Source organism: Paraburkholderia sp. HD33-4 (genome assembly GCF_021390635.1).
Taxonomy (GTDB): Bacteria; Pseudomonadota; Gammaproteobacteria; order Burkholderiales; family Burkholderiaceae; genus Paraburkholderia.
In genome coordinates this window covers 332,078-352,201 of record NZ_JAJEJS010000002.1, presented here as the reverse complement: position 1 = coordinate 352,201, position 20,124 = coordinate 332,078, and the positions used below count along the sequence as shown (strand labels likewise).

Genomic DNA, 20,124 nt, shown 5'->3' with positions numbered 1-20,124 from the left:
AAGGAGACTGCCTCATGCGTACCTTGCGCCAGATTGCCGCCGTTTCAGGTGTTGCGTTCGCCCTTGCCGCCGCTTCGGCCGCCGCTCACGCCGAGAAGATCACGATCATGGTCGGCGGCGCCACCAAGATCATCTATCTGCCGGCCAAGCTTACCGAGCAGCTCGGCTATTTCAAGGACGAAGGCCTCGACGTCGAGATCCTGTCGCAGCCGGCCGGTGTCGATGCGGAGAACGAACTGCTCGCGGGCGCGGTGCAAGGCGTGGTCGGCTTCTACGATCACACGATCGATCTGCAGAGCAAGGGCAAGGAAGTGCAGGCGCTGGTCGTGTTCGGCCAGGTGCCGGGCGAAGTCGAGATGGTCTCGACCAAGGCGGCCGATTCGCTCAAGAGCATGGCCGACGTCAAGGGCAAGACGCTCGGCGTGACCGGCCTCGGTTCGTCGACCAGCTTCCTCACGCAGTATCTCGCGCAGCGCGCGGGTGTGCCGTCGACGCAATACACGATGTTGCCGGTGGGCGCGGACAACAGCTTCATCGCCGCCGTCAAGCAAGGCCGCATCGACGCCGGCATGACCACGGAGCCGACCGTCTCGCAACTACTGAAGACCGGCGATGCGAAGGTGCTGGTCGACATGCGCAACGTCGAAGGCACGCGCGCCGCGCTCGGCGGCACCTACCCCGCTTCGAGCTTCTACGTGCAGCGCGCGTGGGCCGAGGCGCACAAGGACGAGGCCGCGAAGCTCTCGCATGCGTTCGCGAAGACGCTGAACTTCATCGCGACGCATAGCGCCGAGGACATCGCCGCGCAGATGCCGAAGGACTACTACGGCAACAACAAGGACCTGTACGTAGGCGCGCTGAAGGCGTCGCTGCCGATGTTCACCAAGGACGGCAAGATGCCCGCGGACGGTCCGGATACGGTGCTGAAGGTGCTGTCCGCGTTCAATCCGTCGGTGAAGGGCAAGCATATCGATCTCGCCAAGACCTACACCAACGACTACGTGTCGGCGCCGGTCAAGACCGCGTCGAAATAACGCTTCTTTCATATTCACAGAACTACGAGGCACCCGCCGATGAATCAACCTATGTCACGCGAGACGCCAGCGATCGAACTGCGCAACGTGTCGTGCCGTTTCATTTCCCCGGACGGCAAGGCCACGATCGCGCTGCGCGACTTCAGCATGTCGGTGGCACGCGGCGAATTCGTCGCGGTGGTCGGCCCGACCGGCTGCGGCAAGTCCACTACGCTCAGCATGATCACCGGCTTGCTGAAGCCGACCACCGGCGAAGTGCGCGTGATGGGCGCGCCGGTGGACGGCATCGATCCGCGCATCGGCTTCGTGTTCCAGGCCGATGCGGTGTTTCCGTGGCGCTCGGTGCTCGACAACGTCGCGGCCGGTCCGCTCTATCGGGGCCGGTCGAAATCGGCCGCTTACGATGAAGCGAACGAATGGCTGCGCCGCGTGGGTCTCGACAAGTTCGGCAAGCACTATCCGCATCAACTGTCCGGCGGCATGCGCAAGCGCGTCGCGCTTGCGCAGACGTTCATCAACAAGCCGGAAATCCTGCTGATGGACGAGCCGTTCTCGGCGCTCGACATGCAGACGCGCACGTTGATGCAGGACGAACTGCTGCAATTGTGGGGCGGCGCCGGCTCGGTCGTGTTCGTCACGCACGACCTCGAAGAAGCGATTGCGCTCGCCGACCGCGTGTTCGTGCTGACCGCGCGCCCCGCCACGCTGAAGAAAGTCTACGAAATCGATCTGCCGCGACCGCGTGTCACGTCGGAGATCCGCTACGACTCCCGTTTCATCGAAATTTCGCGCGATATCTGGCATGACCTGCGCGAAGAAGTGCAGATCGGTTAATCAAGGAACGGCAAACATGTCTACACCCTCGCAACAGATGATGCCCTCGGGCATCGACCCCGCGTCGCTCGCTCAGGTCGAGCGCATCGCGCAAAAGAAGATTCGCCAGCGCCAGGTTCTGGTGGTTTCGCTGCGCATTCTCGTGCTCGTGGCCGTGCTCGGCGGCTGGGAATTGTCCGCGCGGCTGAAGTGGATCGACCCGTTCTTCTTCTCGATGCCGAGCGCGATCTTCGAACAGATCGTCGACTGGTTCGTGAACGGCACGTCGCAAGGGCCGTTGCTCACGCAGGTGTGGGTCACGCTCGAAGAGACGGGCCTCGGCTTCATCATCGGGTCGGTCGCGGGCATCTTCTGCGGCATCGTGCTCGGCCGCAACAAGCTGCTCTCCGACGTGTTCAGCCTCTACATCAAGATCGCCAACTCGATTCCGCGCGTCGTGCTGGGCTCGGTGTTCGTGATCGCGCTCGGGCTCGGCATGGCGTCGAAAGTCGCGCTCGCGGTCGTGATGGTGTTCTTCGTCGTGTTCGCCAACGCGTTCCAGGGCGTGCGCGAAGCGGATCGCTACATGATCGCGAATGCGCAGATCCTCGGCGCGTCGCGCCGCCAGGTGACGACCTCGGTCGTGATTCCGTCGGCGCTGAGCTGGATTCTCGCGAGCCTGCACGTGAGCTTCGGCTTCGCGCTGGTCGGCGCGGTGGTCGGCGAGTTTCTCGGCTCGAAGCAGGGCATCGGCTTGCTGATCTCCACCGCGCAGGGCGCGTTCAATGCGGCCGGCGTGTTCGCGGCGATGATCGTGCTGGCGGTGGTGGCGCTCGCCGCCGACTATCTGTTGACCGCGGTGGAGAATCGATTGTTGAAGTGGCGGCCGAGCTCGGTCTGAGCCGCGGCGACGCAAGTCGCCACAAAGAAGCGCTCTTCACGAATGCCGCTCAGTCTTCCGGACTGAGCGGCATTTTTATTTGCTGACGCACGTCCTGTTTCCCGCCAACGAACTGTTTTTCACGATTCGTTGGCTTCCTCGCAACACTTCTTTCTTTCAATCCCCCCACCAGCAGCCAACAGCCGGCTACCAGCCCGTTCAGTGCGCTATGGCACATTCGATGCTTACCACCGCGCAAGTCAGGCGATCGCCAACATCGATCGCGGATCGAAACGAGGTGAGCCATGTCGATTGCACAGAGTCAACGTCGGTCAACCAACGGGTACAGCGGCCCTTTCATGCGCGCCAGCGGTGCGAATCGCCGCCATCGTCGTGATTCGAGCGGATTCGTGCTGTTCGGCTTGCACACCGCCGGAGTGATCGGCCGCGGACCGAAGCGGCTCTGGCCGTACGTGTTGCCCTGGTTGTTGGTGATACTGACGATCGGTTTCGTCTGCCTCGTCGTGCGCGGCGTGCTCACGCGTCAATTGCTGGTGCCGCAGGTCGAGACGCCGCAAACGTTGACCGAGCGTGGCTATACGTCGAGCTTTCTTGCGGAGCGGATCATGTCGGCGATGAAGGAAATCGGCCAGGACGCCGATTCGATTCCGCACGACACGATGACCGGCAACGACGCGCAGCAGGACATTCAGATTCCGGGGCAGGAGATGTCGTACGCGACGACGGTGCGCTTCATCAAAGGCGTGCTGCAGCTCGACGATGTCGCCGTGCACGTCGGCATCACGAAGACGAATAGCAGCGCGGATTCTTATATCGCGCACGTGCAGATAGAACACGGCCCGTTCAACGGCCGCGAAAGCACGGTGCCGTTCGAAGGGCGCGACCTCGACAAGTTCGTGCACGACATCGCGGTCATGGCGATGCGCCTCGCCGAACCCAACATCCTCGCCAGCCATCTGTTCACGCAGGTGCAAAAGACCAAATGTTCGCTCGCGCAATGCGACTATCGCGAGATCGTCGGGATCTATGACGAAGTCCTCGCGCTGCCCTCATCCGAGCAAGCCCAATGGGCAGTCGCGGGCAAGGCGTGGTTGCTCGACAGTCAGCAGCGCTCGAAAGAAGCCGAACAGCAGATCCGCGAAGCGCTGACCCGGTACAAGCATTCTGCTGTGCTGCGCGCGGGTCTCGGCATCGCGCTCGAACAGCAGAACCGCATCGACGATGCGCTGAAGGAACTGCGGGCCGGCGCGAACGAAAAGTCGCGCACCGCTGAAAACCTGCGGCTGCTCGGCGATGTGCTGTTGCATTCCAGGACGCACGATCGCGAAGCACTCGATGCGTTCAGGCGGGCCGCCGAGATGAATCCCGATTCCGTCGACACGCTGCACGACTGGGCCGAGGCGCTCGTCAAGACCGGCAACTACGACGAGGCGATCGACAAACTGTCGCATGCCGTCGCGTTGCGTCCCGATCTCGCGCCGTCCTACGTGGAATGGGGCCGCGCGCTTGAACACAAAGGCGATCTGCGCGAAGCCGCACGCAAATACGCGCAGGCACTGCAGCTCGACGCCGGCACGCTGTCCGCGCGCGAACGCGATCTTGCGCGCTCGGTGGACGCGTCGCCGGACGAAGACGACACCCAGACATCGAGGCCCGAGCTGCACGTCAAACCCGTTTCGCATCCAATCACGTCGTATCCGCTTCGGGCATCGCTCGATACGCTACGCGATGCTGCAGGACATCCGATGCAAGCGGCCTGAGCCGGGGGCACGCGTCATTTCAGTTGTCAACACAGCCGAAGAGGGGGCAGTTCGATGGACAGCTTCGAAGAAGCATTCAAAGCCTTGATCGGGAACGAAGGCGGTTACAGCTTCAATCCGGCCGATCCTGGCGGCGAAACGATGTGGGGCGTAACCGCGCGGGTCGCGCGCAGCGAGGGCTATACCGGCGCGATGAAGGACCTGCCGCTCGATACCGCCCAACAGATCGCCAAACGCAGGTACTGGGATCCGCTGCATCTCGACGAACTCGATCCGCGTGTGGCCTTCCAGATTTTCGACGCGAACTACAACGGCGGCCTCGTCGTGCTGTGGATGCAGAAAGCGTCCGGCGCGAAGGAAGACGGCAAGTTCGGCCGCGACACGCTCGATGCGGTCAAGAGCGTCGACCCGATGAAGTTCGTGATGCGCTTCGCCGCGTATCGACTGCGGTATCTGAGGAACCTGCATTCGTGGCCGAATTTTAGTCGCGGCTGGATCGAACGTATGGCAGCCAACCTTCTCCTGGGAGCAGCATGATGGACTGGACAAAAGTAGCGACGAACATCGGCAGCACCGCCCCGCTTCTCGCCGGGCTCGTCGGTGGTCGGGTCGACGTCGGCGTGACCGCCGCCGCCGCGATCATCTCCCACGCGCTCGGCACGCCGAGCGATCCAGCCTATGTGGAGCCCGCGTTGAACGATCCCGGCGCGCTCGAAAAGATCCGTCAGGCCGAAAGCGCGAATTCGCTGCAATTGCAGCAGTTGATGGTGACGGCCGCGCAGTCGAGCCTCGCGCGCGATAGCGACATGACCCGCATCATCGCGAGCGACATCGCGAACGCACGCGCGATGGGCGTCGCCAATCGCGACTGGGTCCCGAAGGTGCTCGCGATGGCGGTCACCACCGGCTTCTTCGGCATTCTGCTGCTGATGGCGTTCCAGCCTCTGCCGGGCACCAACAAGGATCTCGTCAACGTGATCGTCGGCGCGTTGGGGACCGCGTGGATCAGCATCATCGGCTATTACTTCGGCACGTCGGTCGGCTCGATGCGCAAGACCGAGCTGCTCGCGAAGCCGAGCGTGCCGATCACGCCGGACAGCGCGTTGACGTTGCGCGAACCGGCGCTGCAATCCGGCTCGCCGGCACAGGCGGCGGCCGCGCCTTCCGGCGACCACTTCCCGTCGTTCGCGCCGGGCGGGCAAGGTCCGATCTTCTCGGGCGGCAGCTGAGTCGATGCTACGTTGAGCGAATCATGCACGCGACGTAATGCGCTGGGCGTCGCGTGCAGGTCCGTTTGAAAGCGAAGCTCTTTCGCCAGCACGCGTTTTGCGCTAAGTTGGCATCGCGAAGTCCATCCCGTGCCGAGTGGAGCGATACAAGATGAGTGACGTCGAGCAGAACGCGCAGAACGATCCGATCGAACACGTCGTGCTGCTCCTGATGGAGAATCACTCATTCGACCAGATGCTCGGTTGCCTCGACGCCGTGCACGACAAACTGGACGGTGTACGCAACGCGGCCGGCAAATCGAACGCGGACGGTCAAGGCCACACCTTCTTTCCGCTTGAGACGCGCGAGCGGCAGATGAAGCACGATCCGAATCACGAGCACAAGGCCGTGATGGAACAGATCGCCGCCGACAACAGCGGTTTCGTGCGTTCGTTCGTGAACGACTACCCGAAGAGCAGCCTCGCCGCGCGGCAAGACGTGATGGGCTACTACCCGCTTGGCTTTCTGCCTGCGCTGCACACGCTCGGTTCGCAATTCACCGTGTGCGACCAGTGGTTCTCGTCATTGCCTGGGCCGACGTGGCCCAACCGTTTTTTCGCGCTGACAGGTACCTCGAAAGGCGAGATCGGAATGCCTTCGGGACTCGACGGGCTCGAGCCGCACTGGTACACCGAGCAGGACCAGGACACGATCTTCGATCGGCTGAACGCCGCGCGCAAAACCTGGAGCGTCTATTTCTACGACTTTCCCGCTTCGCTGCTGCTGAAGAACCAGCGACGCGCGGAAAACCTCGCGAATTACCGCTCTTTCGATAAGTTCTTCGAGGACGCGGCGGGACCTGCCAGTCAATTTCCGCAATTCGTGCTGATCGAGCCGAAGTACTTCGGCGAAGCGCAAAACGACGATCATCCGCCGCACAACATCATGAAGGCGGAGAAGCTGATAGCGGATACCTACAATGCGCTGCGCTCGAATCAGGCGCTGTGGGAGCGCACCTTGCTGGTGATCCTCTACGATGAGCACGGCGGTTTCTACGACCACGTATCGCCGCCGGCCGATGCGGTCGCACCCGACGACCACACCACGAGCTTCGATTTCAAACGACTGGGCGTACGCGTTCCCGCGATCCTCGTGTCACCGTGGTGCAAAGCCGACGTGTGCAAAGAACGATTCGATCATTGCAGCCTGCTGAAGTACCTGTGCGACAAGTGGCAAATGCCACCGCTCGGCAAGCGCACCGCGGCATCCGCCAATCTCGGCGTGGCGATTCGCCGAGGCGACGGCGTGAGAACCGATACGCCGCCGTTTATTCGCGTGCCCAATCAATCGTTGATTGCGGAGCACGTCGAGCTGGAGCGCAAATCGTCGAATGGCAACCAGCATGGCCTGCATCATTTCGCCGACTTTCTGCACGCGGAACTGGATCGGCTCGCCGCCGAGGCGGTCGAGGCGGCCGCGCAACTGGCGCGCACCGGCAACGCATGGGTGCGTTTCAAGAGCGCGTTGGGCTCGCTGATGATGAGTCTCGGCCAATGGCTCAGCAAGGACTTCTACGACGCACGCGACCAGCGCGATGCGCGCACGAGCCAGGCGTTCACGCGCTTGCGGCAATCGGTCGGAGGCACGACGTCGGCCATCACGCGAAACGATGCGAAGGCTACGGCCTCTGACGTCAGTCCGGTCGCGCAGAAATAGCACGCCGCATAGCGGCGGCAGCGCACAAAACGCTTACGCGTTAACCCTAAAAGTTCCGTCGTTTTATATCATTTTTCGCAACAAACATTACCTGTATCACGACTTACTCCGTCCAGTTCGCCTATTTACAATGCAATCACTGACTACGAACAAGCAAGTTCGCAGCAAGATAAAACCCTGAACTGGAGGTAAATATCATGAAATCGCTGATTCAAGCCGTTGTCATCGCCGTCGCTGTCGCCGCCCCGGTCGCTGCTTTCGCACAAGCCAACCAGCCCGTGACCCGCGCCCAGGTGCGCGCCGAACTGGTCCAACTGGAAAAGGCCGGCTATCAACCTGGTCACGCCGACCCGCACTACCCGGCTGACATCCAGGCAGCGCAAGCCCGCGTCGACGCGCAAAACGGCGTCGGCCAGGCCGCTACTGGCTTCGGTGGTGTGGTGAGCGGTACGTCGCAAACGAGCCATCCGGCTCCGACGACTGGCCCGAAGTCGGTCTACTTCGGTCAGTAAGCGGTTGGCAGCAGGCGGTTCGTCAAGCTCGATAGCTGTGTCGCCACGAAGCCTTACGGCGACACGAACCGCTAGCCCTTCCGAGTAGCGCGTCCTTGCGACGCGCACCCCGATTCAAATGAACTGGCCCGCAGCTCGGGTATTTCCGAGCGCGGGCCAGTTCATATGTGGTTACCTCCGTCATCGGACTCCCGATGACTTCGCCCAGGCCTTCACGGTCTGGGCGCTTTTTCGCGGCGCTCTGCGTGCGCCGCGACGAATCCTCAGCTGCCGGCGCTCAGTCGCGCGCGATCAGATCGCCGACCTGGCCGCGCCCGGTCACGAGGCAACTCGACAGGAAGCTCTCGCTCTGCGCGCTCGCGCCAGCGTCACCAAAGCCCTTTTTCAACGCGTCCGATTTGACGAGCGCCGCGCCCTGGTGACACGTAATCGTGCCGACCTCGCCCGCCTGCGCACGCATCAACGCACGATCCGCCATCAAATAGCCAAGCAAAAGCACCAACGCAATATTGAACGCTTGTCGCATAGGTCGCCTCCTTTTCGAAAAGACTAACGCGAAGCGCGAACGCAGTGGCCTAGGGCTTTCCCGATTGTTGACGATTCAATCATCCAGAATAAATAGCTGGTACTTCGGGTGTTTCGTAGTGCCTTGAAGCGATTCAGTTTTATTCGATGCGCACAGACGTGCGTGCAAGCGTAGGCGTTTACGCCTACAGTCGCGTTTCGATCCGCGCGATGCGGCTATTGATCGCATTGCGCACCAGCGCATTCGACGGCACCAGCAGCAGCGACGACGCAATGATCCGATACACGTCACGGCGCGTCACCTTCGATACTTTCGCCGGATCGAGCCACGCGTCGTTATCCGCGAGCAGCAGCAGGGTGTCGAGGCCGATCAGGATCGGCCACAGGCAGGCGAGCCGCAGGCGCACGGCGCTCGCCGGAATCGCAAGCGTATAGTCGAGCGCCGCGCGGAAATGATCGAGCGTCTTGCGCAGAAGTTCGACGAGCAGCGGCCGCGCGCGCATCGAATTGGCCGGTTGCAGCAGATCGCGCGCGCTCAGACCGTGGCCTTCGAGCATGCTCTGCGGCAGATAGCAGCGGCCGATGCGCAAGTCCTTTCCGCAATCGCGCAGCACGTTGGTCATCTGCAACGCCTTGCCGAAACGCACGCCACGCTGCTTCATCGTGTCGGGTCGTTCTTTCAGCGTGCCCGGCATGTGCGCGTAAGTCATCGTGGTCCAGAACTCGCCCACGCAGCCCGCGACCAGATAGGTATAGCGATCGAGTTCGTCGTATTCGCGCAGCGCCGCGAGCTGGCCGGAGCGCTCGTCCGGGAACGTGCGCAGATCGAATTCCATGCCCTCGGTCAGCGTCGTGACGATCGCGCGCACCGCGTGGCGGTCTGACTCGCTCAGTTGCGCGAGCACGTCGAGCGCGGGGCTCAACGATTCGAGCAGCAGCTTTTCATCCGACTGCGACTGCTGACCCGCGACCTCCGCGGCGATACGGTGGAACGGCGCGCTGTCGACGGCCACGCCATTGACCTGATCGCGCAGTGCGAGCAGCAATTCGAGGCGTCGACCCGGAGCAATCAGCGAGGTGTCCGCAATCGTATCGGCCGCGCGCGCGAGCAGATACGCAAGGCCGATCGGATCGCGCATGCCGATGGGCAGCACACGCAGCGTCAGATAGAAGGAGCGTGAAACGCCCTTCAGGAGCGGGCCGAGAAGAAAGGCCCGGGTCGGATTCGGCATGGGTTGGACTGGTTGGCAAATAGGCGGGTGAAAGCCCGCGGGGATCGGGCGCTGCCGAATTGTATACGGCCACGCGCGGCCGATGGCAGGGCACCGCCGGACCCTTACGGCACCCGGCGCGCGGCGCGCTAAGATGCGGACTAGACCCGTCACCCGGTACACCATGAACAAGAATCAGAAGCCGTCCGCCGAAGCCGGCGCCACTCGCAGCCGTCGTTCGAACCTGCGCCTGACCTATGTGATCGGCAGCCTCGATCGCATCCTGCGGCGCCGCATGAGCGAAGCGCTCGCGCCGCTCGGCCTTACGCTGGCGCAGTTCACCGCGCTGTCGGTGCTTGAAGCGAACGGCCAGGCGTCCAATGCACAGCTCGCCGAACGCTCTTTCATCACGCCGCAATCGGCCAATGAGGTGATGAACGCAATGGCGAACCGCAACTGGATAAGTCGCGAGCCGGACCCGACGCACGGGCGCATCGTGCTGCTGAAACTGACCGACGAGGGACGCGCGGTGCTGCGCGAATGCGAGCAGGCGGTCAAGACGATCGAAAAGCAGATGCTCGACGACATCGGCATCGACACCGCGACCAGCGTGCAAACCCACCTCGAAACGTTCGTGCGCAATTTGCGCGGCTAACTTTCACGCGCCGCCCTATAGGTGTTTTCACCGAACGGTTAACGCTTGTATTCTCAGCCTACCTGATATTAAATTCTTCCCACGGTGCGCTGGGCGATTTCGCTGCGACTTCGATGCCTGTCTGAACTCGGCGTCGTGATCGCCTTGCGTTCGAGCGAATTGCGGCGCGCAGGTCCGCTCGCCTCCGCGTTCTGCCGTCATCCGTAGCATTGTGTCGTAGCACCGAAAGCTCACAGCAATTAATAAGTACAACTGATGCGAAAGATACGGAATATTGTCGCGCGCTCGCGACCTCATCGAAAAGTTTAGTTTCGCACTACTGCAGATATACAAACTTCACAGCAGGCATTCGTCATTCTTTCCAACAGGAGACATCGCATGAAGTGCACCTCTATCGCACTTGCGGCCGCCGCGGCGCTCGCGCTCGCCGCATGCGGCGGCACGACCAGCGCAATCAGCAGCACGAGCAGCACCGACGCGAACGCACTGCCGCAACTAGCCGCGGCGACGCCCGGCACGCTCGCGGGCAACTGTGCGGCGCTCGCCACCAAGCTGTCGTTTGCGAACACGGTGTTCACCACGATCACCGACGTGCCCGCCGGCACGCTGAAGGTGGCCGGCAAGTCGATCGCCGAGCACTGTCTGATTCAGGGCAACATGAACCAACGCGTGAGCAGCGTCGACGGCAAGACCTACGCGATCGGCTTCGAAATGCGCCTGCCGCTCGCATGGAACGGTCGCTTCTTCTATCAGGCCAACGGCGGCCTCGACGGCAACATCGTCACCGCGACCGGCGAAATCGGCGGCGGCGGCCCGACCAACGACGCGCTGAACATGGGCTTCGCCGTGATCAGCTCCGATGCGGGGCATAGCTCCACGCAGAATCCGCTGTTCGGTCTCGATCCACAGGCGCGCGTCGACTACGGCTACAACGCGGTCGCGACACTGACGCCGATGGCCAAGCAGGTGATCAAGCTCGCTTACGGCAAGGGCCCCGATCGCAGCTACTTCGACGGCTGCTCGAATGGCGGCCGGCATGCGATGGTCGCGGCCGCGCGCTCGTCGGCGGAATACGACGGCATCATCGCCGGCGATCCCGGCTTCCATCTGCCGAAGGCGGCGATCGGCGAAATGTGGAGCGCGCAGCAGCTCGCGACGGTGGCGAGCGCCAACACGTCGAGCGGCCTGCCCGACATCACGACCGGCTTCACCGCGGCGGAACGCCAGATGGTCGCCTCGAAGATCCTGTCCAAATGCGATGCGCTCGACGGCGTGAGCGACGGCATGATCGAGGACATCAAGGCCTGCCAGGCGAATTTCAGCCTCGCGAACGACGTGCCGACCTGCACGAACGACGTGCGCGACGGCACGTGTCTGACGAGCGCGCAGAAAGTCGCGATCGGTAACGTGTTCTCGGGCGCACGCAATAGCACGGGCAGCGCGCTCTACGCGAGCTTCCCGTACGACGCGGGCCTCGGAGCGGGATGGTCCGCGTGGAAGCAGGCGAACTCGATCACGCTCGACCCGGCCGCCGCTGCGTTCACGTTTACGACGCTGCCGCAGAGCGCGTCGGTATTGAGCCAGTTGTCGGCGTATGCGCTGAACTTCAGCATGGACAACGACGCGCCGAAGATCTTCGCGACCGGCGGCGTCTACACCGAGTCGTCCTGGTCGTTCATGACTCCGCCCGACGAAACCAACCTGAGCGCATTGAAACAGCGCGGCGCGAAGCTGATGGTCTATCACGGCACCAGCGATCCGGTGTTCTCATCGAACGATACGACCGCCTGGTATCAGCAACTGATGGCCGCCAACGGCGGCGACGCATCGAACTTCGCGCGGCTCTACACGATCGCCGGCATGAACCACTGCAGCGGTGGCCCGAGTGCCGACCAGTTCGACATGCTGACGCCGATGATCGCGTGGGTCGAACAGGGCAAGGCGCCCGACAGCGTGATCGCGACCGCACGCGACGCGAGCAGCGCCACGCCGAACAGCGACGTGCCGTCGAACTGGGGTACGGGACGCACGCGGCCGCTGTGTCCGTATCCGAAGGTCGCGCGCTACACGGGTGGCAGCGTCGATTCGGCAAGCAGCTTCACGTGCAGTTAGGTTGACGCGGGGCGGCGAGGCCACGGCGAGCCGCCCGCTGTCCTGCGCGACGCAGGACAGCAGGCGGCTCCCGGGCATGCGCGGCTTGCCTTGCCAACTCGTTGCACCGGTTTGCAAGTTCGACCGGTCTGCGCACTTCACTCCTCCCGATGCTGCATGCACAGGGCTCCTCGCCGGTGGCCCTTTTCGCCCTCGCATACCGCCCTGCCGAACACAGGCCGTTCGCCAGGCGCCGGGTTGCCGGATAGAATCCCCGCATTCCGCGCCGCGGGGCACCATCGCTCGCGATCGGGAACGGGGATTGCTGACATAACGGGGTTGAGCATAGGACGGTCACGACCAGACCGTCGCTTGCACTTTGAACGACACATCGACAATGACTACCGACGCATCCAACACGCCTCGCCCGTCTAACGCGGCGATGCCTGACGCGGCTCGACCTGAAACGGCCCGGCCTAACGCGGCGCGACGCAATGTCGAAACCGGCGTGCCCGGTTTCGACGAGATCCTCGGCGGCGGTCTGGTGAGCGGTGGCGTCTATCTGCTAGAAGGCATGGCCGGCGCCGGCAAGACGATCCTTTCGAGCCAGATCGGTTTTCATCGTGTGCGCCAAGGCGAGAAAGTGCTGTACATGACGTTGATCGCCGAATCGCACGACAAGCTGCTGGGTCACCTGAAAGGCCTGAGCTTCTTCGACGAAACCGCGGTCGCGCAGCAGATGCTGTTCGTGTCCGGCTATCACGAGCTGATGCAGGACGGGCTCGATGGTTTCCTGAAGCTGATTGCGTCGAGCATCTACGACTACCGGCCGAGCCTGATGATCATCGACGGCTTTCGCAGCGCGCGCGAATTCAGCGAAACGGAGCTATCGCTGTCGAAGTTCATCCACGAGCTGAACGCGCTGGTCGCCGCGTTGGACTGCACGACGCTGCTGCTCGCGCCGCTGTCGGGCAACGAGCCGCATCCCGAGCACACGCTGGTGGATGGTCTGATCGAGCTGAACCGCTATCACGACGGCATGCGTCGCGCGCGCGAGATCGAGGTGCACAAGATGCGGGCGCGCGATCATCTGATGGGCAAGCACTTCTTCCGCATCACCGGAAGCGGGCTGCTGATGTTCCCGCGCCTCGAAGCGCAGTGCGCGGCGCAGCCCGGCCCCGTCGATCTGAAAGCACGGCTCGGCTTTGGCTTGCCGCATCTGGACAACCTGCTCGGCGGCGGCTTCGCGCAAGGCTCGACGACCACGCTGATCGGCCCTTCGGGCGTCGGCAAGACGCTGCTGTGCCTGCAGTTCATTGCGGCCGGCCTCGCACGCGGCGAACGCTGCGTATATGTCGGCTTCTACGAAGGTCCGCTGCGGCTCGTCGGCAAAGCCGAAGCGGTGTCGATCCCGCTTGCCGAGGCGTGGCAGGACGGCCGTCTGACCGTGCTTTGGCAGCCGGCGATCGAACTCGCCGTCGACGAAATCGCCGCGAATGCGCTCGCCACCGTCAAGCAGACCGGCGCGACGCGCATCGTGATCGACGGCGTCGAGGGCTTTCGCGATTCGGCGTTGCGCACCGAGCGCTTCGGCCTGTTCCTGAATGCGCTGCTGCATCAGCTGCGCGAAGCGGCCATCACGACGCTCGTCACCGAGGAGCTGCCGCTGTACAGCGATTCGGGCCACGCGAGGGCCGTGCGCGTGTCGGCGCTGACCGAAAACCTCGTGCTGCTGCGCTACGCCGAAACCGAAGGCGGACTGCGGCGCATGATTTCCGTGGTCAAGCAACGCGAAAGCGCGCACGACACGTCACTGCGCGAACTGTCGATTTCGTCGCAGGGACTCGACGTGATCGAAGGCTCGCCGCGCGCCGCGGGCACCCAATCGATGCCGGGCCTGTCGGCCACGCTGCAATCGCCGCGAAAACCTAGCCCCCCATGAAAACCATTCTGGTGGTGGACGACGAGTTCGACATCCTGACGGTGTGGCGGCTGCTGCTGGAACGACACGGCTATGCGGTGCAAACTGCGTCGAACGGCGCCGTCGCGCTCGAACTGATCCACTCGAGCCGGCCCGGCATCGTGGTGTCCGATTGCATGATGCCGGTCATGTCGGGCCTTCAGCTGTGCGCGGCGCTGTACGCGGACCCGCAGCTGCGCGATATTCCGATCATCCTGTGCAGTGCAGCATCGGACATTCCGGCGCAGCCGAATCCGTATATTGCGTACGCGCGCAAACCGCTTTCGTTCGACCAACTGCTGGCGCTGCTGGTGCGCATGGGCGGTTGAGCGCCGCCTTCCCCCCTTTGCCCCGCTCAAAACACGGCTTGAGACGTTCACGCCATTTGTCGAGCGCTTCCAGCGTTCTGTGATTCTCCGTGGCCTTTTACAGTAGGCCATCGATCGCGCCAATCAACACACCCGTAGCGCGTCGCAACTTTCGGAGGTCGTCATGAACAGCAATCGTGGTGCGGTTCCCGCTGGCTTCTTAGGTATCGCGGTGGGCTCGTTGGCGCTTGCCAACCTGTGGCGCGTGGCAATCCGCCTGTGGCATCTGCCGGCCCTCGCGGGCAGCGTGGTGACGGTTGCGGCGCTTGCCGTCTGGGTCATCCTTCTGTTCGCCTATGCGCACAAGTGGTTCGCGCAGACCGCCGACGCGCGCGCCGAACTGGACCATCCGGTGCAGTCTTCGTTCGTCGCGCTCGCACCGATCTCGACACTGCTTGCCGCGCAACTGCTGCAGCCGTACGCGCATACCCTCGCACTGACGCTGTACGGCATCGCGGCGATCGCGCAGCTTGGGCTTGGCGTCTATCTGCAGGGCAAGCTGTGGCAAGGCGGCCGCAAGCCTGAGCTCACCACGCCGGCGCTCTATCTGCCGACGGTCGGATCGGGTTTCGTCGCGGCGGCGAGCTCGGCCGCATTCGGTTTCCATCAGCTGGGCGCGCTGTTTTTCGGCGGCGGCATGCTGGCGTGGCTCGCGCTCGAATCGATGATCCTGCATCGCGCCGCAGTCCATGAACCGCTGCCCGAAGCGCTGCGCCCGACCCTCGGCGTGCAACTCGCGCCGCCGGTCGTCGGTGGCGTCGCGTACCTGAGCCTCACCACCGGCACGCCCGATCTGTTCGCCTACGCGCTGCTCGGCTACGGTCTCTATCAGGCTCTGATGCTGCTGCGTTTGCTGCCGTGGATCCGCCAACAGGCGTTCGTGCCCGGCTACTGGGCGTTCAGCTTCGGCGTGGCGGCGCTGCCGACGATGGCGCTGCGTCTCGTCGAACGTGGCGCGACGGGTCCGATCGAATTCGCTGCACCGGTTCTGTTCGTGGTGTCGAACGCGATCATCGCGATCCTGGCGGTGAAGACGCTTCAACTGCTCGTGCAAGACAAGCTGCTCCCGCCCGTGGCGGCAAGCTCGAGCGCGGCTGCGGCGCCGGTCAGGCAAGTCGCGACGGCCGCTCGAATCGCCCGGGCTCAATGAGCGGCGGGTAACGACGCCAGCCGCTCAGGCGAACTCGGCGACCGAACCCGGCGACAGAACTCAGCAACAGAACTCAGCAACAGAACGCGGCGGCGACTTGCAAAACGTCCCGCCGCGTTTGCATTTGGGTTGACGTACGTGTCAGAACCCGTGCAACGACACGACGATCAACGCAGCCGCGACGATCGCGACCACGTCCTCGATCAACGCCGCGGGCGCATCTCGTCCGAACATGCTCGCGAGCGAACTGCGCACCTTCGCGCCGCCCAGCGTGCCGATCACCGCGCCTACCGCGCCGACCACCGCGCCAAGCACCCCGACGATCATGCCGCCCGCGAGGCCGCCATGCGCGCCGCTGATCGCCGCGCCGCTCAGCGCGCCGAGCACGATGCGCGCGCCGAACTGCAGCGGCACCTTGCGGCTCGGCGTTTCGGGCAATTGATCGGTGACCAGTTCGATGAGCGCCAGCACGCTGAAGATATACGGCGTGGCCGCGAAGCCGAGGAACGCGAGCGGCGTGCCTTGCAGCGGCAGCCATCCCAGACGCGCGGCCCAACTGACGGCGGTGGGGGCGATCATCGCGCGAAGGCCGGCGACGACGCCAATGAGCAAGGCGAGAACATACACGGACATAGCGGACTCCCGATCGAGGGCAAGGATGCAAGGTTGCACGAGCCGACGGCTTACCTGGACGAACGTCGGCAGAACATGTCGAGCATTCCATCTGGACAGTCAACTTCTCACCACCTACATCGAGGCAATCCGCAGTGCGCGTTCACCGTTGCTCACCATGCCGACGCCTCACTGCCTACTCGCCACCGTGCGTGTGGCGCCGCGCCGGGCGGGCGATTGCCCCCATCGATGTGGCCCTAGTGTCGCACAATTCGACTGGCGAATAACCGACAGGAAGTCGGCGAAGCGGGCCGATGATGATAAGTTAGCCCACTCACAAGAAAATCTTGCATCTGCACCATGAGACCGTATCTCCCGCTGAACGCGCTGCGCGCGTTCGAATCGTCGGCGCGGCATCTGAGCTTCACGCGCGCCGCGCAAGAGCTGAACGTGACGCAGGCCGCGGTCAGCCAGCAGGTCCGCTCGCTGGAGGAGCGGCTCGGCACCGCGCTATTCAAGCGTTTGCCGCGCGGCCTCGCGATGACCGACGAAGGGCTCGCGCTGCGGCCCGTGCTGTCCGACGCGTTCGATCGGATCGAGGCTGTGCTCAAGCAATTCGACGGCGGTCATTTTCACGAGGTGCTGACAGTCGGCGTAGTCGGCACGTTCGCGGTCGGCTGGCTGATGCCACGCCTGAAGTCGTTTCGCGACGCCCATCCGTTCGTCGAGCTGCGGCTCCTGACCAACAACAACCTCGTCGACCTCGCGACCGAAGGTCTCGATTTCGCGATCCGTTTCGGCGACGGCACGTGGCCCGGCTCGCTAGCCACCAAACTGCTCGACGCGCCGCTCGCGCTGCTCTGCACGCCCGAAATCGCCGCGCGCCTCACGCGGCCCGACGATCTCGCCAACGAAACGCTGCTGCGCTCGTACCGCATGGACGACTGGATGAACTGGTTCGCGGCTGCGGGCATCGCGCCGCGGCCGGTGCGCGGGCCGGTGTTCGATTCGTCGCGGCTGATGGTGGAGGCGGCGATCCTGGGCGCGGGCATCGCGCTCGCGCCTGCGTTGATGTTCGAACGGGAGATCAATACCGGGCGTCTGGTGCGCCCTTTCGACGTCGAGGTCAAGGCGGGCAGTTACTGGCTGACCTGCCTGAAGGGCAAGCCGATGACGCCGGCGATGCTGCTGTTCAGTCAGTGGCTCGCGAAGGAAGCGGCCACGGCGGGCAGCGAATGACTTGCTACGCGGCCGTGCGGCAGCATCCGTTCATCGCGGGCCGCTCGGCCTGGGGCGGAAACACGTTCCACGAACCGTCGCCGTGACGGAAGAAGAATATCGACAGCAAGCCTTCCGGCTTCAACGCCTGCACACATACATAGCGCTGCTGTTGCGACGCGCGATGGCAGAACCGCACTACGCGCGCGGGCATCGACGGCGTGGGCGCAAGCCATTTGTCGACGACCCAATGCAAGCTCTTTTCCGCGGCAACCATGATGCCCTCCTCGAATCGTCCCGTACCCGGCGCGCTGCGTTCACGCGACGAGCGCGAGTTGCGCGAGCTGCGCGACGTGGTGATCGTTCCTCGTGCCGCTCTCGACAAACGCCTTCACGAGGCACATCAGCGCGCGCACGCCCGTGCCCGGATGGCGCAGGCAGCAATGCACCTGTTCGCTGCGGCTTTCACCGAGCAGGCACCATGCGCAGAAGTGTTCGCAGTTGTTGGTCAGCAGGCGATAGCGGTTTTCGCCGAGGCGGGAGCGCGCGCGGCTCACCGCTTCGGCGCCGACGTAGATCGCGCTCGGCGTCGCCCGGACCGACAGCGAATGACCGGCGGCGAAGCGCGCCAGTTCGACTTCCTCCACCGGCCCGCGATGCGCGGAGCTCGCAAAGCCCGAGTAGTGCACGACGCGGCCATTGCCGACATAGATGCCGTGATGCTCGTAGCCGTTGCGTTGCGTAACCAGATGGGCGCCGATCGGCAGATCGATCGTCGATGATGCGGTGTCGCAAACGGCTGCGGATTGCGGGTCGTCGTCGCGTGTATCGAGCATTTGGGTGTTCATGGCTGGCCTCGTTCGCATTTCCAACACTGTTGCGACAGCTTTTGCATCATCCGGGCCATGTGCCGAAAGGCCCCTGTTTACGGGGTTGCCGGCCGATCGAGCGGGTTTCTGAAGAGGTAGATGTCAGTACGGGACCAACAGAAATCGCGCTGATCTGTTGGCGCACAACGCTCATTTGAGCTTCGTGTCGCGCGTCGATTTCACGTCAGTGGAGAATGCGTGGGACGCCGATGAATGTGTTGGGTCCCACACCTGTTCGAATCCGGGCTTGTTGGTCGCGAGCCGACCGATTGCATCGGGCGCGCTCCGGATGAAACCGCGAAACGCGCGCCAGTCAACGCGCCGCGGGCTTCGCGTCGAATCCGCCCCCCATTGGCATGGGCTTTGCACCATCTGGCACAGAGTCCATTCAGCCGCGCGCATTGCGCACGCGGCCAACCGGAGAACGACATGTCCTGCATCAAATTGAATGACCTCTCGTTGAACCTCGCGCTCGATCGCAAAGCGATGGCTGCGATTCGCGGCGGCGGCGGCGCCCCGTGGATCTATGGCTGGATTCAGCCTTACGTGCCGCAAACGCCGAGCATTGGTCCGGTGGTCAATCTGTACGAGGTCTCCAACAACTTCTATGCTAACCAGATGATCAACCAGTTCCAGTCGGTCGACGTGCGCAACACCGGCGCGAACGCGACCCTCACCGTGTCTCCGGACGCCCGCAACCGAAACGATATGGTGTAGCCGTTGTGACCTGCGAGAGCCAATTTCGCTGGACCTCGTCCGCGCGTTCCGACGCGGGACGGGTACGCGAAATCAACGAAGACGCCTGCCTCGACGAGCCCGAAGCCGGACGCTGGGCCGTCGCCGATGGAATGGGCGGGCACGCGGTCGGCGATGTCGCGAGCCGCACCGTGATCGACGCGTTGACTCAACTGGCGGCCCCTCGCGGCCTCAGAATGCTGATCGCCGATGTACGCGCGCGTCTGCAAACCGCGAACCGTCAATTGCGCGACGAAGCCGCGCGTCGCCAGGTGCAGCGCATCGGCAGCACCGTGGTCGTGCTGCTCGCCTGCGATCGCTTCTGCGGCTACGTGTGGGCCGGCGACAGCCGCATCTACCTCTACCGCGATGGACACTTGCGGCAACTGACGCGCGATCACAGCCAGGTCGAAGAACTACGCTCGCTCGGCGTCCTCACCGAGGAAGAGGCGCGCCATCATCCGGCGCATCACATGATCACGCGCGCGGTCGGTGCAACGGATCAGCTCGAACTCGACGACGACGCGATCGAGGTCGCCGACGGCGACGTGTTCCTGTTGTGCAGCGATGGTCTCAGCAACGAACTGAGCGACGCCGAGATCGCCGACGTGCTGACCTCGGCGGAACGCGAAAACGCATGTTGCGAACTCGTCGACCTCGCGCTCGCGCGTGGCGGGCGCGACAACATCACCGCGGTGGTCGTCGAAGCGCAGGACCCGAATGCGGCGGACAAGACCTTGCTGAATCCGGCGCCTTGAAGGTCTTCAGGCGCGCGCTTCACTGAG

At 63.7% G+C, this 20,124-nt stretch carries 21 protein-coding genes; 16 read left to right on the top strand and 5 right to left on the bottom strand.

Features of this window, described 5'->3' with window-relative positions:
• The first annotated feature begins 14 nt into the window (after positions 1 to 14).
• From L0U84_RS21520 to L0U84_RS21485, 8 genes are all read left to right on the top strand, one after another.
• Positions 15 to 1,034, top strand: coding sequence for an ABC transporter substrate-binding protein (locus L0U84_RS21520; RefSeq protein WP_233852517.1), 1,020 nt, complete (start codon positions 15 to 17; stop codon positions 1,032 to 1,034).
• 39 nt (positions 1,035 to 1,073) lie between these two features.
• Positions 1,074 to 1,868 (top strand): ABC transporter ATP-binding protein, encoded by a 795-nt coding sequence (locus L0U84_RS21515; protein WP_233852516.1) that lies wholly within the window; start codon positions 1,074 to 1,076, stop codon positions 1,866 to 1,868.
• A gap of 16 nt (positions 1,869 to 1,884) precedes the next feature.
• Positions 1,885 to 2,748 carry an ABC transporter permease gene (locus L0U84_RS21510; RefSeq protein ID WP_233852514.1) on the top strand — a complete coding sequence of 288 codons (864 nt, stop codon included), beginning with the start codon at positions 1,885 to 1,887 and terminating at the stop codon, positions 2,746 to 2,748.
• A gap of 284 nt (positions 2,749 to 3,032) precedes the next feature.
• Positions 3,033 to 4,508, top strand: a complete 1,476-nt coding sequence (locus L0U84_RS21505; RefSeq protein ID WP_233852512.1) for a tetratricopeptide repeat protein — start codon at positions 3,033 to 3,035, stop codon at positions 4,506 to 4,508.
• Between the two features lie 54 nt (positions 4,509 to 4,562).
• Positions 4,563 to 5,045, top strand: a complete 483-nt coding sequence (locus L0U84_RS21500) for a glycoside hydrolase family 108 protein (RefSeq protein WP_233852511.1) — start codon at positions 4,563 to 4,565, stop codon at positions 5,043 to 5,045.
• Entirely contained in the window at positions 5,045 to 5,737 is a 693-nt protein-coding gene (locus L0U84_RS21495; protein ID WP_233852510.1) for a hypothetical protein, read from the top strand. The genes L0U84_RS21500 and L0U84_RS21495 overlap by 1 nt, the downstream gene beginning before the upstream one ends.
• Before the next feature lie 151 nt (positions 5,738 to 5,888).
• Positions 5,889 to 7,433, top strand: coding sequence for an alkaline phosphatase family protein (locus L0U84_RS21490; protein WP_233852509.1), 1,545 nt, complete (start codon positions 5,889 to 5,891; stop codon positions 7,431 to 7,433).
• A 197-nt stretch (positions 7,434 to 7,630) separates the two neighbouring features.
• On the top strand, positions 7,631 to 7,945 hold the full coding sequence (locus L0U84_RS21485) for a DUF4148 domain-containing protein (RefSeq protein ID WP_129961872.1): 315 nt from the start codon (positions 7,631 to 7,633) through the stop codon (positions 7,943 to 7,945).
• 277 nt (positions 7,946 to 8,222) lie between these two features.
• Here the strand turns inward: L0U84_RS21485 and L0U84_RS21480 are convergent, their stop codons facing one another.
• Together L0U84_RS21480 and L0U84_RS21475 are read right to left on the bottom strand one after the other, a co-directional pair.
• Positions 8,223 to 8,471: a hypothetical protein gene (locus L0U84_RS21480; RefSeq protein ID WP_187610593.1), complete on the bottom strand. Its 249-nt coding sequence runs from the start codon at positions 8,469 to 8,471 to the stop codon at positions 8,223 to 8,225.
• A gap of 184 nt (positions 8,472 to 8,655) precedes the next feature.
• Positions 8,656 to 9,702 carry a squalene/phytoene synthase family protein gene (locus L0U84_RS21475; RefSeq protein WP_233852508.1) on the bottom strand — a complete coding sequence of 349 codons (1,047 nt, stop codon included), beginning with the start codon at positions 9,700 to 9,702 and terminating at the stop codon, positions 8,656 to 8,658.
• Between the two features lie 133 nt (positions 9,703 to 9,835).
• Here L0U84_RS21475 and L0U84_RS21470 point away from each other — a divergent pair, with 133 nt between their 5' ends.
• The 5 genes from L0U84_RS21470 (at position 9,836) to tehA (ending at position 15,905) form a co-directional block, all read left to right on the top strand.
• Positions 9,836 to 10,336 carry a MarR family transcriptional regulator gene (locus L0U84_RS21470; protein ID WP_233852507.1) on the top strand — a complete coding sequence of 167 codons (501 nt, stop codon included), beginning with the start codon at positions 9,836 to 9,838 and terminating at the stop codon, positions 10,334 to 10,336.
• A gap of 378 nt (positions 10,337 to 10,714) precedes the next feature.
• The gene (locus L0U84_RS21465; RefSeq protein WP_233852506.1) at positions 10,715 to 12,448 is read left to right on the top strand and encodes a tannase/feruloyl esterase family alpha/beta hydrolase; all 1,734 of its coding nucleotides are present in this window, start codon (positions 10,715 to 10,717) and stop codon (positions 12,446 to 12,448) included.
• A gap of 421 nt (positions 12,449 to 12,869) precedes the next feature.
• Positions 12,870 to 14,369, top strand: a complete 1,500-nt coding sequence (locus tag L0U84_RS21460; RefSeq protein WP_233856662.1) for an ATPase domain-containing protein — start codon at positions 12,870 to 12,872, stop codon at positions 14,367 to 14,369.
• Positions 14,366 to 14,716: a response regulator gene (locus tag L0U84_RS21455; RefSeq protein ID WP_233852504.1), complete on the top strand. Its 351-nt coding sequence runs from the start codon at positions 14,366 to 14,368 to the stop codon at positions 14,714 to 14,716. Before L0U84_RS21460 ends, L0U84_RS21455 begins: the two co-directional genes overlap by 4 nt.
• A 163-nt stretch (positions 14,717 to 14,879) precedes the next feature.
• Complete coding sequence (gene tehA, locus L0U84_RS21450) at positions 14,880 to 15,905, top strand: dicarboxylate transporter/tellurite-resistance protein TehA (RefSeq protein ID WP_233852502.1); 1,026 nt, start codon at positions 14,880 to 14,882, stop codon at positions 15,903 to 15,905.
• A gap of 141 nt (positions 15,906 to 16,046) precedes the next feature.
• Here the strand turns inward: tehA and L0U84_RS21445 are convergent, their stop codons facing one another.
• Positions 16,047 to 16,538 (bottom strand): DUF4126 family protein, encoded by a 492-nt coding sequence (locus L0U84_RS21445; protein WP_233852500.1) that lies wholly within the window; start codon positions 16,536 to 16,538, stop codon positions 16,047 to 16,049.
• Positions 16,539 to 16,877: 339 nt separating this feature from the next.
• Between L0U84_RS21445 and L0U84_RS21440 the strand changes: the two genes are divergently transcribed.
• The gene (locus tag L0U84_RS21440; RefSeq protein WP_233852498.1) at positions 16,878 to 17,756 is read left to right on the top strand and encodes a LysR family transcriptional regulator; all 879 of its coding nucleotides are present in this window, start codon (positions 16,878 to 16,880) and stop codon (positions 17,754 to 17,756) included.
• Between the two features lie 4 nt (positions 17,757 to 17,760).
• Here the strand turns inward: L0U84_RS21440 and L0U84_RS21435 are convergent, their stop codons facing one another.
• Together L0U84_RS21435 and L0U84_RS21430 are read right to left on the bottom strand one after the other, a co-directional pair.
• A complete protein-coding gene (locus tag L0U84_RS21435; protein ID WP_129961880.1) occupies positions 17,761 to 18,012 on the bottom strand; it encodes a hypothetical protein in 252 nt (83 codons plus the stop codon).
• Positions 18,013 to 18,052: 40 nt separating this feature from the next.
• A complete protein-coding gene (locus L0U84_RS21430) occupies positions 18,053 to 18,583 on the bottom strand; it encodes a lecithin retinol acyltransferase family protein (protein ID WP_233852496.1) in 531 nt (176 codons plus the stop codon).
• 450 nt (positions 18,584 to 19,033) lie between these two features.
• On the opposite strand from L0U84_RS21430, the gene L0U84_RS21425 reads away from it, so the two are divergent.
• Complete coding sequence (locus L0U84_RS21425) at positions 19,034 to 19,321, top strand: hypothetical protein (RefSeq protein WP_233852494.1); 288 nt, start codon at positions 19,034 to 19,036, stop codon at positions 19,319 to 19,321.
• 5 nt (positions 19,322 to 19,326) lie between these two features.
• A complete protein-coding gene (locus tag L0U84_RS21420; protein WP_233852492.1) occupies positions 19,327 to 20,097 on the top strand; it encodes a PP2C family protein-serine/threonine phosphatase in 771 nt (256 codons plus the stop codon).
• The last annotated feature ends 27 nt before the right edge of the window (positions 20,098 to 20,124 follow it).

What these genes read in the sequence shown, in the direction of transcription:
- L0U84_RS21510 (WP_233852514.1), top strand. Translation starts at nt 1,885, where the DNA reads ATGTCTACACCCTCGCAACAGATGATGCCCTCGGGCATCGACCCCGCG.
- L0U84_RS21480 (WP_187610593.1), bottom strand. Translation starts at nt 8,471, where the DNA reads ATGCGACAAGCGTTCAATATTGCGTTGGTGCTTTTGCTTGGCTATTTG.
- L0U84_RS21430 (WP_233852496.1), bottom strand. Translation starts at nt 18,583, where the DNA reads ATGAACACCCAAATGCTCGATACACGCGACGACGACCCGCAATCCGCA.
- L0U84_RS21500 (WP_233852511.1), top strand. Translation starts at nt 4,563, where the DNA reads ATGGACAGCTTCGAAGAAGCATTCAAAGCCTTGATCGGGAACGAAGGC.
- L0U84_RS21485 (WP_129961872.1), top strand. Translation starts at nt 7,631, where the DNA reads ATGAAATCGCTGATTCAAGCCGTTGTCATCGCCGTCGCTGTCGCCGCC.
- L0U84_RS21515 (WP_233852516.1), top strand. Translation starts at nt 1,074, where the DNA reads ATGAATCAACCTATGTCACGCGAGACGCCAGCGATCGAACTGCGCAAC.
- L0U84_RS21425 (WP_233852494.1), top strand. Translation starts at nt 19,034, where the DNA reads ATGTCCTGCATCAAATTGAATGACCTCTCGTTGAACCTCGCGCTCGAT.
- L0U84_RS21440 (WP_233852498.1), top strand. Translation starts at nt 16,878, where the DNA reads ATGAGACCGTATCTCCCGCTGAACGCGCTGCGCGCGTTCGAATCGTCG.
- L0U84_RS21435 (WP_129961880.1), bottom strand. Translation starts at nt 18,012, where the DNA reads ATGGTTGCCGCGGAAAAGAGCTTGCATTGGGTCGTCGACAAATGGCTT.
- L0U84_RS21490 (WP_233852509.1), top strand. Translation starts at nt 5,889, where the DNA reads ATGAGTGACGTCGAGCAGAACGCGCAGAACGATCCGATCGAACACGTC.
- tehA (WP_233852502.1), top strand. Translation starts at nt 14,880, where the DNA reads ATGAACAGCAATCGTGGTGCGGTTCCCGCTGGCTTCTTAGGTATCGCG.
- L0U84_RS21505 (WP_233852512.1), top strand. Translation starts at nt 3,033, where the DNA reads ATGTCGATTGCACAGAGTCAACGTCGGTCAACCAACGGGTACAGCGGC.
- L0U84_RS21470 (WP_233852507.1), top strand. Translation starts at nt 9,836, where the DNA reads ATGCGGACTAGACCCGTCACCCGGTACACCATGAACAAGAATCAGAAG.
- L0U84_RS21520 (WP_233852517.1), top strand. Translation starts at nt 15, where the DNA reads ATGCGTACCTTGCGCCAGATTGCCGCCGTTTCAGGTGTTGCGTTCGCC.
- L0U84_RS21475 (WP_233852508.1), bottom strand. Translation starts at nt 9,702, where the DNA reads ATGCCGAATCCGACCCGGGCCTTTCTTCTCGGCCCGCTCCTGAAGGGC.
- L0U84_RS21495 (WP_233852510.1), top strand. Translation starts at nt 5,045, where the DNA reads ATGGACTGGACAAAAGTAGCGACGAACATCGGCAGCACCGCCCCGCTT.
- L0U84_RS21455 (WP_233852504.1), top strand. Translation starts at nt 14,366, where the DNA reads ATGAAAACCATTCTGGTGGTGGACGACGAGTTCGACATCCTGACGGTG.
- L0U84_RS21465 (WP_233852506.1), top strand. Translation starts at nt 10,715, where the DNA reads ATGAAGTGCACCTCTATCGCACTTGCGGCCGCCGCGGCGCTCGCGCTC.
- L0U84_RS21445 (WP_233852500.1), bottom strand. Translation starts at nt 16,538, where the DNA reads ATGTCCGTGTATGTTCTCGCCTTGCTCATTGGCGTCGTCGCCGGCCTT.
- L0U84_RS21460 (WP_233856662.1), top strand. Translation starts at nt 12,870, where the DNA reads ATGCCTGACGCGGCTCGACCTGAAACGGCCCGGCCTAACGCGGCGCGA.